The sequence below is a fragment of the Pseudomaricurvus alkylphenolicus genome (assembly GCF_011683955.1).
Lineage (GTDB): Bacteria > Pseudomonadota > Gammaproteobacteria > Pseudomonadales > Cellvibrionaceae > Pseudomaricurvus > Pseudomaricurvus alkylphenolicus.
Genome location: NZ_JAAQPI010000009.1, coordinates 66,727 through 81,598, shown reverse-complemented (window position 1 = coordinate 81,598; position 14,872 = coordinate 66,727). Strand labels below are relative to the sequence as shown.

Genomic DNA, 14,872 nt, shown 5'->3' with positions numbered 1-14,872 from the left:
ACTTCTCTCCTTACATCTCTGCAGTCGTTCTGATCAATGCGTCCACCGCCACGGCACCCTCCCCCTCGGGCAATACCAATAACGGATTGACGTCCAACTCGGCGAGGTGTTCAGCGTTGTCCACCGCGTAATTGGCCACCGCCATGATGGCCGCGACCGTTGCCTGAATATCGCCAGCCGGTTTTCCGCGAAAACCCGACATGACCTTGTATACTTTCAACCGTTCAAGGCTTGCTGTAATTTCCGCCTCTGTTGTCGGCAACAGCAGATTGACACTGTCCTGCAGCAGCTCCACCAGGATCCCCCCCGAGCCGATAACCAGGGCCAGGCCAAAACCGGGCTCGCGTTTCACTCCCACAATCAGTTCCGCCACCGGCGGCTGCGACATTTTTTCTACCAGAACTCGTTCGGTGTCTACGTGGGGAGCGCTAAGTTTAACGTTGGTCACCATCTCCTCCACGGCGGCAGCGACAGCATCCGCAGACGACAAGTTCAGGGAAACAGCGCCGGCTTCGGTTTTATGCGGCAATTCGCTGCTGACCACTTTTACCACCACCGGGTACGCCATCAGTTCCGCAGCTGCAACGGCTTCGGAGTGATGCACCAATTGACCCTGAGGCACTGGCAAACCATACGCAGCCAGCGTCTTTTTGCTCTGCCATTCGTCCATCAACTGAGCCTCCTGCGTCAAAGAGGGAGCCGCTATTGGCAGCAGCTTCGAGGATTTACCCAGAGACAGTAACGCCCGGCGGCGACGGACATACTGAACCGCACGTCCCATAGCCGCTAAACCCTCCTCGACGCCCTGCAGGGCAGGGATTCCCAGTTGGTGCAACATCTCTCGCGCCGAAGAGGGCAAAAGCTCCGGAAAAACTGACGCCACTGCCCCGGGGATTCCCCTTTTCTCCAAGGCACGCTGAAAAACCCGGGCCATCAGGTCGCATTCAGCACGCTCTCCGGTTTGCTCCGCCGGATAATCCAGCACCAGAAAACCCGCATCGCAGTCACCCGCCAACATGGCGTCCGCACAGGCGTTCAGTGCGTTTTCGTCTCCCCAAATCGCGGTGGTAAAGTCCAGAGGGTTGGCAACATTGGCAAAATCCGGCAACAGTTGCGTCAGGGTCCGAGTCTGTTCCGCCTGCAAGGGAGGCAACGCCAGCTGATTGCTCTCGCAGTAATCAGCAATCAAACCGGCGTCACCACCGGAACAGGCCAGTGCGGCCACCTTGTTCCCCTGTGGCAGTTTGCCCTGTGCCAGTACCTTTAAGGTTTCTACAAAACTCACCGGTCCGCTCACTCGAATGACTCCCACGCGGTCGAACAAGCTGTCATAGAGTTCGTCGGAGCCTGCCAGGGAGCTGGTGTGGCTTAAAGCCAATTCCGCGCCGATCGAAGATCGTCCGGTTTTCAGAGCGATGATGGGAACACCTTTTTGCAGTGCGCGCATGGCGGCAGCAGCAAAGCCGGCGACGTTTTTGAGCCCCTCAAGATGCAGCCCGATGGCGGTGACTCGCGGCTCATCCAACAATGCGTCGATGAGATCCGCTACTTCCACGCTGGCCTGATTGCCGACACTGACCATATAGGAAACAGGGAGCGAACGATCCGTCATCGACAGGTTGTAGGCAAAGTTGCCACTCTGGGTCAATATGGCCACGCCCTTGTCAACCCGAGTCCCCCCATGAGCGACAGGCCAGAGCGCGGCACCGTGCAGATAATCCAACATGCCGTAGCAATTGGGACCAATAAGTGCCATTTCGCCAGCAGCTTGCAGCAATTGATGTTGCAGCACCTCCCCTTCTTCGCCCGCTTCCGAGAAGCCCGACGCGTAACAGATAGCACCGGCGGCACCCTGTTTATTCAAGTCTCGCACAATGTTGACGGTTGCTTCACGACCAACACCGATAAAACTGGCATCCGGCGCCTGCGGCAGGTCCTTGACCGTTGCAAAACAGCGTTCGCCATCGATGCTCTTGTGTTTAGGGTTAACCAGCCACACCTCACCTTCAAAGCCACTGGCGCGGCAGCGTTTGACGGCACTGGCCATATTGCTGCCGCCCACGAAAGCGATGTGTTGTGGGTTCAACAAGCGTTTTATTTTGTCGCAACTTGCCATCGAAAAACCTCTGTGCGTGTAGGTGAACATTGAGGTTTATGCTACCTGAGGGGCAGATCTGGTATATCACAACTTAGGGTGATAGAAGCGGAACGGTGAGTAGAAATGATATTGGGAAGAGGAGCGTAGAAAAGAATATCGGGCGGATAAAGGGGCCTGCCGCCAGGCCCCAAACAGCCGTTCTCTATTCAAAAGGCCTTAGTAATTCGCGAGAAATGATGTGACGCTGAATTTCGGAAGTCCCCTCCCAAATTCTTTCAATCCGAGCATTGCGCCAGATACGTTCAATGGGCAGTTCATCCATCAACCCCATACCGCCAAATATCTGCACCGCCTCATCGGCGACTCTTCCCAGGATTTCACTGGCAAACAGTTTCGCCATGGCGGCATCACCGTCGGTCATGCTAGCCTGATCCATTTTCCAGGCGGTGTACAGGGTCATCAGATCCGCGGCCCGAATCTCTGTGGCCATATTGGCAAGTTTAAAAGAGACACCCTGATTCTTGCCAATGGCACGTCCGAACTGTTGGCGCTCTGCACTCCAGGCCACGGCCTCGCCCATGGCACGCTGGGCCTGCCCCACGCAATTGGCCGCCACCATGACGCGACCTGCAGACAACCAGTCGTTGGCAACGTCCCAGCCTTTGCCTTCTTCCCCCAGGATATTGGCGGCAGAGATCCTGCAGTCATCAAAAAACAATTCGTAGGTATGGTAGCCACGATTACTGACACACTTGGGCCCACGATGAATCTCCAGGCCTTTGCTGTTGGTGTCCACCAAAAACGCCGTGACTTCATTTCTGACACGCCCTTTGACTTCCTTGTTGCCCGTTACCGCAAAGACAATGGCAAAGTCCGCATGCCCGGCGTGGCTGATAAAGTGTTTGCTGCCTTTCAAGACAAAGTGATCGCCATCCCGTTCAGCGCGGGTTTTGATACTCGCCGCATCCGATCCTGCATCCGGTTCGGTGAGCGCAAAACAATCAATTTTCTCACCGCGCACGCAGGGCTTGAGATAGTCATCAATTTGGCTGCCCTGGCAGGCCATCAGAATTTTTGAAGGCCTTGCCACAAACACATGCAACGCCCAACTCACTTTGGATAACTCTCGTTCAATCAGGGCTTGAGAAACATAATCCAAACCACCCCCACCCACTTCTGCGGGCATATTGAACGCGTAAAAACCCATCTCCAACGCCTTGTTTCGAATCTGGGCCGCCAGTTCCGGAGGAACCTGATCGTTGTGATCCACTTCCGCCTCATAGGGCAGCAACTCCTGCTCCACAAAGGCCCGAATTGAGCTGACCAGCATTTCATGTTCTGACGTTAATTCAAAATTCATAATCGTTTACCTCCCCATAAAAATTGGCGTTCGCTTTTCCGAAATCGCACGCAGGGCTTCTGCCGCATCCTCAGTACGCCCGCACAAAAGACCCGCCTGCTGCTCCAACGCCAAGTGGTCAGGCAATGATGATCGCGCCGACTGCAATAACAGCTGCTTGGTTTGTCCGAACGCGAAAGTCGGCCCCGACGCTAAAGTCTGTGCTACATGGGCCAGCTCATCTTCCCATTCATCCTCTTCGAGGACAGCGGTCACCATACCGGCCTGCAGTGCCTGGTTTGCGGTCCAGGCTTTATCAAAGAACAAAAACTGCTTGGCCGCGGCGATACCGATCAAACGCGGCAAATGCCAACTGGCTCCCGCGTCGGGACAATAGGCCATACCGGTATAACCCGGCTTAAATTTGGCGTGGGCCACCGCGTATCGAAAATCACAGTTCAAAGCCAGGTCGAGCCCCGCTCCTACGGCCGAGCCATTGATCGCCGCAACGGTTGGTTTCGACAAAGCGGACAGCTTTGCCATTAGTGCATGTGTGGCCTCGGTCCAGCCGTAGGTTTCAAGTTCACCGCGCGCCTCGGCTTGCGCCCATTCGGCCACATCGGCACCCGCGCAAAACCCGCTGCCCGCACCTGTGATCACCAGACAACGAATGTCCTGATTCGTTTCGACAACATCCAGGCATTCACTGAGCTGACCAACTGTTTCAAGATTCAGTGCGTTACGTTGCTCGGGACGGTTCAATGTTACCCGGTAAACACCATCTTTAAGTTTAGAACTGACTGAACTCATCGTTGCTCTCCTATCGTTCTTGCTTTTCGTGCTCACCACCAAGCAAGTCTCTCAACCACCGCGCCGTGAAAAAAAACCGAGACCGAAACAGGTAGGCCGGCCTCGGCACAAGAGCAGATTGGCGAGATGTTTTTTATCATATCCAGATCAGATATTCGTTCAATCATCTGCACCCTACCCGAAAGGGTGATAACGATAGATCCGCACCACAAACCTTCACGTTTTCAATAGGTTAGGTTAACGGCACCAGGGCCATAATCGAGTGTTTGAGCAGCCACTCCCCGCCTTTGCTCTTCCGGCCTATTGAACGTATATCTAACTTCAGTAGTATTCAGATAAACATCAGGCATGACCTTGAACTCATATCGAGAGCGAATACAGTGACACAATCTTCCAGCCCCCATCCCGCCACCGAGATGATCAACAAACCCTCAACGGTTTTTTCAGCGGCGACCTTGTTGGCAATTGCCTACCTGATTTACAACATGTTGCCATTGATCCTCGGTTCTGCCGCGGACAGCCTCGGACTCAACGAAAAACAGATCGGGTATCTGGGCTCGATCTATATGGCGGGTTCAACACTTTCCAATATATCGGCGGTGTTTTGGGTCAGGCGCTTGGACTGGCGCAAAGTGGTGTTCCTCACGACACTCATCTCAGCCTCCATTTATGCTATTGCCGGTCACCTCGAGTACAACAGTTTGTTGGTTACATTTTTCCTGTTGGGGGTGACCAATGCCAGCATCGTGTCCTGTGTGCTGACGTGCCTGGGCGATACCGACAATCCCGATCAATCGTTTGGCTATGGCATAGGTATCCAGGTAACCCTGGCAGGCATAGGCGCCTGTCTGCTACCTATTTTTGTTGTCCCCGAATGGGGTTTTCAAGGCGTCATGTTCGCTCTGGCGGGAGTGGCCATCGCTTCGATGTTATTGATACCGCGGTTACCGAAGAACGATGCCAAAGGCGCCGAACGGCTTCCAGTTGCCAATGTGACAAAAGGTACCGGTTCCAACGGTGCCGTCTGTTGGGGAATTTCGGGCATGATGCTCTATTTTATTGGCCAGTCCGGCGTATGGGCGTTTCTCGAACGCATCGGTATCCAGGGTGGAATAACCAGTGGGGAGCTGGGTGCTATTTTTGGAATTACGCTGGTACTCAGCGCCGCTGGTGCGTTTCTGGCATCGGCCATAGGAACGCGTTTTGGTCGCTGCTGGCCTATCATTGGAGCCACTGTAGCCTGCGTCGCATCGCTTTACCTCCTGCCCATCTGTAAAACTCCCTGGAGTTTTGGGACAGCGGTTTTCTTCTATGCGGCGGCCTGGAATTTTGTCCTCCCCTTTCAAATGACGATCATTACCGAGGGAGACAGTAGAGGGCGTTTTACTCCGCTGATACCTGCCTGCCAGCTCCTGGGCTCCGCCATTGGTCCCGCGCTTGCAGGGAATCTTATCATTGATGGCAGCTACGCCTACGTCTATCTTCTTGCGGCTGTCACCGCCATTATCAGTACGGTTATCTTTATAGCCACAGAGCTGTACCTGACACGCCGATCTTCAGACCTCAAGGCCGTACCACTCAGCTCCAGCTGACCAACGCCGGAAGGCCGCCTTGGAATCACATCTAACTGAGAGAGAACAATGATGGTTATAGACGGAAAATCAACCGCGGAAAATCTGCGTCAATCTATAGCGGACTCGGTAAGAGTTCTTATAGAACAATATGACCTGCAGCCCGGGTTGGCTGTTATTCTGGTCGGTGAAGACCCGGCCAGTCAGGTGTATGTCCGTAACAAGGTACGCCAGACACTGGAAGTGGGTATGAAGAGTATGGAGTATCGCATGCCCCCGGACATCTCACAGGCAGAACTCTTGGCAAGAATCGATCAACTCAATAATGATCCTGCTGTAAATGGGATATTGGTGCAGCTGCCCTTGCCTGCGCATATCGACGAAAATGCGGTGATTGAAACTATCGCTCCGGAAAAAGACGTGGATGGATTTCATACCATCAATTCCGGACGATTAATGAACGGGCAGACCGCAGCCCTGGTGCCCTGTACCCCACAGGGTTGTATTATCCTGGCCAAACAACACTTGGGGGATGATTTGTCCGGCAAGCACGCCGTGGTGATTGGCCGCTCCAATATTGTTGGCAAACCGGTGGCCCTGTTACTACTGCAGGAAAACTGCACAGTGACCCTTGCCCATTCCCGCACTGAGAATCTTGGCAGCTTGTGTTCCGATGCGGATATTATTGTCGCCGCTGTTGGCCGCCCGCAAATGATCAAAGGTGATTGGATTAAACCCGGTGCGACGGTGATTGATGTGGGTATCAATCGTATCGACACCGCCGCCGGAAAAACCCAACTGGTGGGCGACGTAGACTACGCTGAGGCACAGGAAGTTGCCGGCGCTATCACCCCGGTGCCCGGCGGTGTTGGCCCCATGACCATAGCCTGTTTGTTGCAGAATACGTTGACAGCAAGCTGCAGTCAGCGAGGGATAGCAATTCCTTGACGCGCCCTCACGGATGACTCGGAAGCCGGTGAGTGGCTGCCAGGCAGGAGGCCTGGTTATACAGGCCTGACATCAGGTTCAGCACTTGCGAGGCGTCTTCGAGCTTTCCTTCACTGTTAGAAATTTGTGCCGTCAGGGAGAGTAGCAGGTTTTTGCGCAGTGACACGTACTGGCTGGTCATGGCTTTACCCGCCTCAGTCACCTGGTAGGTCGCACCTTTTTTTACACCGCCCGTCGTTACTTTTTCAATCAGATCGGCTTTCATCAATTTGCGGATGCAGTACTGCATATTGGAGGTGTCTTCACGGTTCATCAGGCGACTGATTTCCGTGATGCCCTTGGGCCGGTCGTGCATATGGATGATGTTGAGCACAGCGAAATCCATACCATTCACATTTTCGTTGCTGCTGCAGGCCGCACAATCGTCCATCCAGCGGTTAAAGGCCTCGTTGACTCGCAATAGTGCAAACTCAAACTCTGTCAGGCAGACCTCATGCTCGTTGGTCGCCATATGCCAGTGTTTGTCATGCATACTCAAACCCCTCTTAACTTATTGATATTAAAACAAAAAATCTCAAGAACGGTTATCTTGGCAACCTTTATCCGGAGCGATTCCACAGGTCCGACCGCCGTTAACATTATTATGCACAATAAATTGATGACTACATATCTCTTATTCCTTTATTTTATTGGTCATTTTAATAGTTGATTTACGCATTAAATTTATGTAATTCTATTTACCAACACTCATGGCTGGATAGTTGTGTAGTCGGCCAAAGGGTTAAGAACACCGTAAAACAATAAATAACGGCAAGAGGAAATGTAGAGATGTTCATAGGACCAACTATCGTCCGGCGCCAGCCACCACGCTCCCCCTTATCGCTGGCTGTCGGCCTGGCGGCATTAATGTCACTGCCGGCGGCAGGCTCTGTGCTCGAGGAGGTTGTCGTTACCGCACAGAAGCGAGAACAAAGTCAGCAGGATGTGGGCATCGCCATCACCTCTTTTACCGGAGACCAGCTCAGCAAGCTGGGCGTGGAGGAGAGTTTTGATATCGCCACCGTAACACCCGGCGTGCATATCAGCGGTAACCTGGCGGGTCAGAATGTGCAGTTCTCGATACGAGGCGTAACCCAAAACGACTTTAACGATATTATTGAAGCCCCCAATGCCGTGTATCTCGATGAAGGTTATCTGGCCATTGCCCAGGCCCAGACCTTTGCCGTGTTTGATATCGAGCGCGTAGAGATTCTCAAAGGCCCGCAGGGGACGCTGTTTGGGCGCAACGCAACGGGGGGACTGGCACACTACGTTTCCAACAAACCCAGCCTGGATGAACACGATGGTTATGTGGATGTCAGCTACGGCGAGTTCGATACCGATGCCGACGCCAACAAGCTCACCATAGAAGCCGCCTACGGTGGTCCACTGACAGAAAACACAGCGGCGCGCCTGGCGGTTAAATACAATCGACAAGATCCCTACCTCAAAAACCGCTACCCGGAAAGCGCCTTCGGGGGCGAAAGCGTTGGTTTGAGCGAGGATAACGCACCGGGTGAAGGTGCCGGCGCCGACTTGGGGGATGATGACACCCTGGCCGGACGACTCAGTTTTCTATTCCAACCAAGCGAAGATATCGAAGTGCTGGTGTCTGCCAATTATGCTCACTCGGAGGTATCCACCGGTCCCTATCAGTCCAAATCCACCATTGCCGTCTTTAGCGACCTGCCCGGCAACGGCGGCGAGGTCATCAACGTTATAGATACGCCGAGCGGCGAGACCCGCGAAAGTATTGTGCAGGGTACAACGCTGGATGCTGGCTCGGACCAGGGCGACTCCGGCACCTTTACCAATGTGGCGCCACGGCCGGTTGCGGGCGGAGACTTCTTTGGCTATCTCGACCCTGACGGAGACGACTTTAGCTTTTCCAGCGACTTTGCCTTCGATGATCATGGCGAAGTGGAAACCTGGGGTTTAAACGCAAAGGTCACCTGGGATCTCAACGACACGACCACGTTAACTTCCATTACGGACTACAAGTCCTATGAAAAGCTGTTGTTTATTGATGTAGATTCTGCGCCAGTCAACCAGCTTGCCAACTATGCCGCCACCGACTCCACCAGCTTCACGCAGGAGCTGCGCATTAGCGGTGAGAGTGAAAGCACACGTTGGGTAGCCGGCCTGTTTTACCTCAACATCGACAACGACTCCGACAATGGTCTGAAAGCGCCGATCAACAGTCTGCCGCTGGTGTTTGGCGCCTTTCCGCCCCACTACACCGACGGTGGTGATATCTCGGTAGACGCCGAACTGGAAACCAACTCCTACTCAGTTTTTGGTCAAGTGGAATTGGACCTGAATGAACAACTGACACTGATTGCCGGAGCTCGCCTGACTCGAGAAGACAAAGACTACGAAATGGCTCAGGGGCTCTATGCATCCAACAGCTCTTATCGTATTCACCAGGGTGAGCGAATTACATTGAACAGTCTGGAAACGGATTCTTCCGATACCTTCTGGACTGGAAAGTTACAACTGGATTACCGCTTGGAAAACGATATTCTGCTGTACGCGGGCATCAATCGTGGCGTTAAAGCAGGCAGCTTTAATGCGCCCCTGGCAGGAACATTTTTTTCTCTACCGGGCGGCAACGCGGATATTCCCTACGAGGAAGAAGTCCTGACCAGTTACGAGGCAGGTTTTAAATCGACATGGTTTGAGGGTACTACCCGCCTCAACGGTTCCGTGTTTTACTACGACTACAAAGATTATCAAAGCTTCCTGTTCACCGGTGTCGGTGGCGTAGTGATCAATAATGACGCGACTAATCTGGGAGTTGAGCTGGAGCTGCAAACTTCACCGGCCGAAGGCTGGGATGCATTATTCAGTGCTGCCTGGTTTGACGCAGAGGTTCAGGATGTTCCCCTAAGCGTCAACTCATCGATTACCCGAGACGTGAAACCCACCTACGCGCCTGAATTACAAGTCACTGCTTTGGTTCGCTACCAATGGGACGCTTTTGGCGGCACCATGGCGATACAGGGTGATGTAGCCTACTCCGATGAGTTCTACTACAACCTGCGTAATTTCGACGCGGACAAATTTGACAGTTATGTCATCGGTAATGCGAGACTATCCTGGAGCAGTCCTGATGAACTTTGGGAAACCTCACTGGCTCTTCGCAACATCAGCGATGAACGCGCTGGCGTACAGGGATTCGATCTGGCAACACTGTGCGGCTGTAACGAAGTGTCCTATCGCGCCCCTCGTTCAATAGCCGTGGGCATCCGTCGGAATTTCTGATCGGGCAGCAAGCGTTTTTTGCTGTCGTTTTTTACTTTCGTTTTTACTTTCGTTTTTACTACAGGCGCCTATCTATTCGGGCGCCTTTACCGGTACCATTGTCATGAACTCTACGCGAAGATCTCTTCTGCGCATGGGAGCTATGGGCTCGCTGGCTTTTGTGGTTGGCAACAAAACCCTGATGCTGACTCCCGCACAGGCGAGAGCCCAAAACATTCCGTTTCAGGTTCTCTCAGACAAACACGCGCTGACACTCCACCATGTAGCAGAGTTGACGTTGCCAGGGTCAACGGAGGCAGGCGTTGTTCATTTCATTGATCAGCAACTGAGTCGACCCGCAGACGAATGCCTATTGATGATTCGTTACTTGGGTATTGAAGCACCCTATCGGGAATTTTATCTTAATGCTCTGGTTGGGTTCGAGGTGAGTGCCCAACAAATGTTTGGAGCCAACTTCCACGCGCTGGAAAGAACGCAGGCACAGGAACTGTTCAATCAGGCAACCCGCGGAGATCCAAGTGGCTGGCAAGGCCCTCCCGCCCCGTTTTTTTTATTTGTTCTGCGAGCAGACGCCAGTGATGTTCTCTACGGCACGCAAGCAGGGTCAGAAGCGTTAAGTATTCCTTATATGGCTCATATCGAGCCTTCCACAAACTGGTAAACAGAGCCGGAGCATAAGTTATGCAACAACTGTTGGAAGAAGTAGATGTTGTTATTGTCGGCTCCGGAGCCGCCGGCAGCCTGATGGCTGCCAGGCTGGCAGAGGCAGGTCAAGCGGTGGTGATCCTGGAAGCGGGTAAGCAACGTCGTAGCAGCGATCTGGTTAGCTCTCAAATATGGGCACGCAAGCTCAAATGGGATGGAGAACCGGTAGTAGACGAGGGTCAACACCCCATTGGCTATCACTTCAATACCGGCCGTGGAACCGGCGGCAGCGCCACTCACCACTACGCCGTTTGGCCGCGAATGCACCCGGAGGATTTTTCCGTCGCCAGTGATCATGGTAAAGGGCTGGATTGGCCAATCCGCTATCGGGATCTTCGTAAACATTACGACCTTGTGCAAAAGGAAGTCGGCGTCTCGGGTGACGCAGAGACGGAACACTGGCGCCCGGAAGGTGCAGCCTATCCGCTGCCGCCAGTGCCAACTTTCGCCCAGGGGCGCATCATTGCCAGGGGCTTTCACAAGCTGGGGTTGCGAACATCGCCCGTGCCTCTGGGAATCACCAGCCAGCCCTATCGGGGGCGAGGCGGTTGTCTGTGGGACGGGTGGTGTGACGCGGGTTGCCCCATAGGTGCCCTCGCCAACCCTCTGGCGGTCTATTTACCGCGGGCGCTGAAAGCCGGTGCCGAGCTGCGCCACGAATCCTGCGTCACGCGAATCTTGACCGACACCAGCGGACAGCGGGCAACGGGAGTTGATTACGTAACGGCCGATGGAAAAACTCGCACACTGATCGCCGAAAACGTGATTCTTGCAGCCAACCCGGTGCAAAATCCGAGACTTCTTCTGGCGTCAGCCACCAAGCATCACCCTCAGGGGCTGGCCAACAGCAGTGGGCGGGTCGGGGACTACCTGATGAGTCATCCCAGCGTTTCTATTTACGGACTGTTTGAGGAACAAACCGAAAACTTTCTGGGTGCGACCGGCGGGCAGCTGCTCTGCCAGGACGGATACGAAAAAAACCGGCACGGTCAACAGGCCTTCGGCAGTTTCCAGTGGTTGATTGCTCAGGCGCAAAAGCCCAATGATCTGTTGGGTTACGCCAATTGTCGTCCGGGGCTCTTCGGCTCTGAGCTGACAGCATTTATGCAACAGGCCTCCAGTCATCTCGCTACCATGACCTCCGTATGCGAAGGTTTGCCTCTCGCGAGCAACAAAGTAAGACTCTCAACTCAACGGTTTGACTCCAATGGTGTGCCTCTGGCGCAGGTCTCACACCGCTTCGCTGATGAGAGCCTGGCCCTGGCAGAGAAATCCCGACAACAAGGTGAGCGAATCTTCGAGGCGGCAGGCGCTCAAGAGGTTTGGTCCTCCCGCGTCAACTCCATGCATATCATGGGTGGTACCATTATGGGCAATGATTCAGGAAGCTCCGTCACCAACAGCTATGGACAGACCCACGACCTGCCCAATCTGTTTATCGCCGGGGCGGGATTATTCCCGACATCTGGCGGCGTCAACCCGACCTTCACACTGCATGCGCTCGCGGATAGAGCCGCCGACCGTATTGCTAATGCTTAGAGGCCCAGATCGCCAGCTTATGCCGCATGGATTTCTGAGACACCTGATCTTCAGGCAGGGGCTGAATGACTTTGTCGTGAACCAGCAATCGGTATATGTATTCGACCTTCTCACTGGCTGAATCCGTCGGTTCGAATTCAACCACTCCGCGCTTTTCGCCGTAGGCGACGCCATCGGCGATTGCTTTTTTTAGCAGCTCTTTCTCATTCTTTAGTTTTTTCACAATTCCCTCCGGGAAAAAATGGAATGAAAGCTATTTCTCATAAGCTATCAGAACCCTATGTCGGCATCATAGCATTTATTATTGTCGCTGCCGGTGCAACTTATTGACACATGAACCACCTGTCATGTATGGTAACTCCATACTCGGAGGAACCCTTGTGATTCGCAATAAGTATTACGTCGAGACGATCGCCTTTCTGAGCTATGTTCTGTTCGCCATGGCCTGGGTAGGCGGCACCGCCAATATGTCTGAGATTATGGAGGCCATGAATGTACAGTCCATGGCTTCTGCCAGCCTGCTCAGTGGTGCCGTGACTTTGGCTAAAATAGTCGGTACATTTACTGCAGCTTTGCTGGCATTGCGAGTCGGTGTTAAGTGGGCCTTTTTGGTGTCTGCACTTATGGTCGGGTTCGGTTTTCTGACGCCCTTCTCACCCAATTACGAACTCCTGTTGCTCAGCCGTTTTGCCATGGGCTTGGGCGGAGCGTTGATGATCGTCTACTTCAACCCCATTGTGATGCAATGGTTCAGCCCCAGGGAGCGGCCCACCATCAACGGTATCAACGCGGTTGCGTTCAATGTGGGGACAGGTATCGTACTTTGGTTAATCCAGGACATTAACGCTCTGACCGGTGGCTGGCAAAACACACTCGCCACTTTTTCTGTTGTCAGCCTGGTACTTGCCGGACTGTGGACACTGGTGGACTTTAAGGACCGAAGCCCGCAGCAGAAAACCACTCAAAATCAAGAGCCACACTATGGGTATTGGGAAGGGCTCAAGGACCCGTTCGTCTGGATCTATGCACTGACCTTTTCTGGCCTGCTGGCGTTTTACATCTGCGTGTTTACGTTCTACCCACAAGCGGGTATTGCGCAAAGCACCTCTGTAATCGGCTTCGGAATTTTGGGGACACTGGCCGGTATTATTTACAATCAGTGTTTTCCCAAGCGTCTTCCGCTGATCCGCTGGTCGGGTGTTGCCCTGACCCTGGCAATCCTGGGTTTGAGCTTTTCTGCCGACTCCATGGTTCAAAATGTCAGCGCCATGGTATTAGGGTTTTGCATTTTTATGCCCTATGCCGCTCTGATTACCCTACCTCAGGAACTGCCGGGTATGAATGGCACCCGCGTTACTGTGATTTTCAGTATCTTTTACGCCGTCAGTTACCTGGTGGCAACACTGGTGTTGTGGGTGTTTGGCTGGTTGGTGGACGTCAACAATGGTAGCTATGAAATGGCATTCGCTTTGATCGCCGTTATCAGTACCACCTTGTTTGTGGGCAGCTTTTATCTTCCGGAAACCGGCGTTTCTCCAGAGGAGACTCAAGAAGGGGAAGCCCTCGCCAGCAACTGACTTCCGCCCTCAGAAGAAGATATCACCTTGCAAAATTATTTATCGAAGAAGATGTAGATAAGACGAGTGTCTTCCACTACCTCGGTGGATTGCTCTTGCAACTCGGGGATGGAGACAATATCCCCCGCTTGAAGAAGAACCGTCTGGCCACCGGAGCTGGTCTTTAGCATACCATCGACAATGATGGACACTTCGTGGCGGGCGTGCGCGGATTTTCCCGCATCCGGCATGCGGGTTCCGGCTTTGAGAAAGCCGGTTCCGACCTCGTGTTGTTTATGGTGGGTTTTACTCAGTGTGAGCAGTGTTTTGAGTTTTTCGTTGGCTTCCGGATAGCTGATATTGATTTGCTGCATTGACTGCTACCGCCTCAAATTGGTCAAAAAATGCTGGGCGTTCCCACATACAACAACTTGACGTCCTTGTCCGATTGATTAACGGCCGTATGGGGAACGTTGGAATTAAAGTGCATGGAATCCCCCGCTTTAAGCGTGGTCTTCACATCACCCACTTCGGCGTATAGTTCACCTTCCAGAACATAGAGCAGATCTTCACCGTCCCGCTGATCCACGGGGAATTCGTGGCCAGGAGGGATAACCATCAGAATGGAATCCATCTGCTGATTGGTAAGATCCGAGCTCATATTGTAGTAGGTCACCGGAGAGTCCATCTCCACTTCTGTCAGCTCTCCCGCCCGGTGGACGATGGAATCGTCGTGAGGCACTTCCATAAAGTACTTCACGTCCACATCCAGAGCCTGGGAGAGCTTGACCAGAGACACCATGGAAGGGATGGTCTGGTTGCGCTCCGCCTGCGAGATAAACGGCGCTGACAGACCGGACTTTTCCGCCAGGTCCTGGAGCGTCATCTTCAGCTCCTTGCGCCGGCTTTTCAACATCAACCCCACTGGTGGGGTGCTGGCTGTTTTTGCCCCTAAAACCATGATGAACTCCCACTACTCAATCTGAAATCTCCGCCGAATTAT

13 protein-coding genes are annotated in these 14,872 nt (G+C 53.4%); 6 read left to right on the top strand and 7 right to left on the bottom strand.

What is annotated here, in order from left to right; translation table 11 throughout:
- Nucleotides 1-10: 10 nt before the first annotated feature.
- The 3 genes from HBA55_RS21450 to HBA55_RS21440 all read right to left on the bottom strand — a co-directional run bounded on the left by HBA55_RS21450 (nucleotide 11) and on the right by HBA55_RS21440 (nucleotide 4,247).
- Nucleotides 11-2,116, bottom strand: a complete 2,106-nt coding sequence (locus HBA55_RS21450) for an acetate--CoA ligase family protein (RefSeq protein WP_166995697.1) — start codon at nucleotides 2,114-2,116, stop codon at nucleotides 11-13.
- Between the two features lie 184 nt (nucleotides 2,117-2,300).
- A complete protein-coding gene (locus HBA55_RS21445; protein ID WP_166995695.1) occupies nucleotides 2,301-3,458 on the bottom strand; it encodes an acyl-CoA dehydrogenase family protein in 1,158 nt (385 codons plus the stop codon).
- Between the two features lie 6 nt (nucleotides 3,459-3,464).
- On the bottom strand, nucleotides 3,465-4,247 hold the full coding sequence (locus HBA55_RS21440; RefSeq protein WP_166995693.1) for an enoyl-CoA hydratase/isomerase family protein: 783 nt from the start codon (nucleotides 4,245-4,247) through the stop codon (nucleotides 3,465-3,467).
- Nucleotides 4,248-4,627: 380 nt separating this feature from the next.
- Here HBA55_RS21440 and HBA55_RS21435 point away from each other — a divergent pair, with 380 nt between their 5' ends.
- A complete protein-coding gene (locus tag HBA55_RS21435) occupies nucleotides 4,628-5,839 on the top strand; it encodes an MFS transporter (protein ID WP_166995691.1) in 1,212 nt (403 codons plus the stop codon).
- A gap of 48 nt (nucleotides 5,840-5,887) precedes the next feature.
- The gene (gene folD / locus HBA55_RS21430; RefSeq protein WP_277345662.1) at nucleotides 5,888-6,766 is read left to right on the top strand and encodes a bifunctional methylenetetrahydrofolate dehydrogenase/methenyltetrahydrofolate cyclohydrolase FolD; all 879 of its coding nucleotides are present in this window, start codon (nucleotides 5,888-5,890) and stop codon (nucleotides 6,764-6,766) included.
- A 7-nt stretch (nucleotides 6,767-6,773) separates the two neighbouring features.
- Here the strand turns inward: folD and HBA55_RS21425 are convergent, their stop codons facing one another.
- Nucleotides 6,774-7,298 (bottom strand): winged helix DNA-binding protein, encoded by a 525-nt coding sequence (locus HBA55_RS21425; RefSeq protein ID WP_166995689.1) that lies wholly within the window; start codon nucleotides 7,296-7,298, stop codon nucleotides 6,774-6,776.
- 296 nt (nucleotides 7,299-7,594) lie between these two features.
- Between HBA55_RS21425 and HBA55_RS21420 the strand changes: the two genes are divergently transcribed.
- The 3 genes from HBA55_RS21420 to HBA55_RS21410 all read left to right on the top strand — a co-directional run bounded on the left by HBA55_RS21420 (nucleotide 7,595) and on the right by HBA55_RS21410 (nucleotide 12,313).
- Nucleotides 7,595-10,069, top strand: coding sequence for a TonB-dependent receptor (locus HBA55_RS21420; protein ID WP_240946206.1), 2,475 nt, complete (start codon nucleotides 7,595-7,597; stop codon nucleotides 10,067-10,069).
- A gap of 103 nt (nucleotides 10,070-10,172) precedes the next feature.
- Entirely contained in the window at nucleotides 10,173-10,730 is a 558-nt protein-coding gene (locus tag HBA55_RS21415) for a gluconate 2-dehydrogenase subunit 3 family protein (RefSeq protein WP_166995687.1), read from the top strand.
- A gap of 20 nt (nucleotides 10,731-10,750) precedes the next feature.
- Nucleotides 10,751-12,313: a GMC family oxidoreductase gene (locus tag HBA55_RS21410; RefSeq protein ID WP_166995685.1), complete on the top strand. Its 1,563-nt coding sequence runs from the start codon at nucleotides 10,751-10,753 to the stop codon at nucleotides 12,311-12,313.
- Here HBA55_RS21410 and HBA55_RS21405 read toward each other — a convergent pair.
- A complete protein-coding gene (locus tag HBA55_RS21405) occupies nucleotides 12,303-12,536 on the bottom strand; it encodes a DUF5062 family protein (RefSeq protein ID WP_166995683.1) in 234 nt (77 codons plus the stop codon). The genes HBA55_RS21410 and HBA55_RS21405 overlap by 11 nt on opposite strands.
- Before the next feature lie 157 nt (nucleotides 12,537-12,693).
- Here HBA55_RS21405 and HBA55_RS21400 point away from each other — a divergent pair, with 157 nt between their 5' ends.
- Entirely contained in the window at nucleotides 12,694-13,890 is a 1,197-nt protein-coding gene (locus HBA55_RS21400; protein ID WP_206019913.1) for an MFS transporter, read from the top strand.
- A gap of 35 nt (nucleotides 13,891-13,925) precedes the next feature.
- Here the strand turns inward: HBA55_RS21400 and HBA55_RS21395 are convergent, their stop codons facing one another.
- Nucleotides 13,926-14,243, bottom strand: coding sequence for a cupin domain-containing protein (locus HBA55_RS21395; protein WP_166995681.1), 318 nt, complete (start codon nucleotides 14,241-14,243; stop codon nucleotides 13,926-13,928).
- Between the two features lie 23 nt (nucleotides 14,244-14,266).
- Nucleotides 14,267-14,785, bottom strand: a complete 519-nt coding sequence (locus HBA55_RS21390) for a helix-turn-helix domain-containing protein (RefSeq protein WP_277345670.1) — start codon at nucleotides 14,783-14,785, stop codon at nucleotides 14,267-14,269.
- Nucleotides 14,786-14,872 lie beyond the last annotated feature (87 nt).

Coding starts and splice junctions, on each gene's coding strand:
- folD (WP_277345662.1), top strand. CDS start 5,888: ATGATGGTTATAGACGGAAAATCAACCGCGGAAAATCTGCGTCAATCT.
- HBA55_RS21425 (WP_166995689.1), bottom strand. CDS start 7,298: ATGCATGACAAACACTGGCATATGGCGACCAACGAGCATGAGGTCTGC.
- HBA55_RS21420 (WP_240946206.1), top strand. CDS start 7,595: ATGTTCATAGGACCAACTATCGTCCGGCGCCAGCCACCACGCTCCCCC.
- HBA55_RS21390 (WP_277345670.1), bottom strand. CDS start 14,785: ATGTTGAAAAGCCGGCGCAAGGAGCTGAAGATGACGCTCCAGGACCTG.
- HBA55_RS21440 (WP_166995693.1), bottom strand. CDS start 4,247: ATGAGTTCAGTCAGTTCTAAACTTAAAGATGGTGTTTACCGGGTAACA.
- HBA55_RS21450 (WP_166995697.1), bottom strand. CDS start 2,116: ATGGCAAGTTGCGACAAAATAAAACGCTTGTTGAACCCACAACACATC.
- HBA55_RS21445 (WP_166995695.1), bottom strand. CDS start 3,458: ATGAATTTTGAATTAACGTCAGAACATGAAATGCTGGTCAGCTCAATT.
- HBA55_RS21410 (WP_166995685.1), top strand. CDS start 10,751: ATGCAACAACTGTTGGAAGAAGTAGATGTTGTTATTGTCGGCTCCGGA.
- HBA55_RS21395 (WP_166995681.1), bottom strand. CDS start 14,243: ATGCAGCAAATCAATATCAGCTATCCGGAAGCCAACGAAAAACTCAAA.
- HBA55_RS21415 (WP_166995687.1), top strand. CDS start 10,173: ATGAACTCTACGCGAAGATCTCTTCTGCGCATGGGAGCTATGGGCTCG.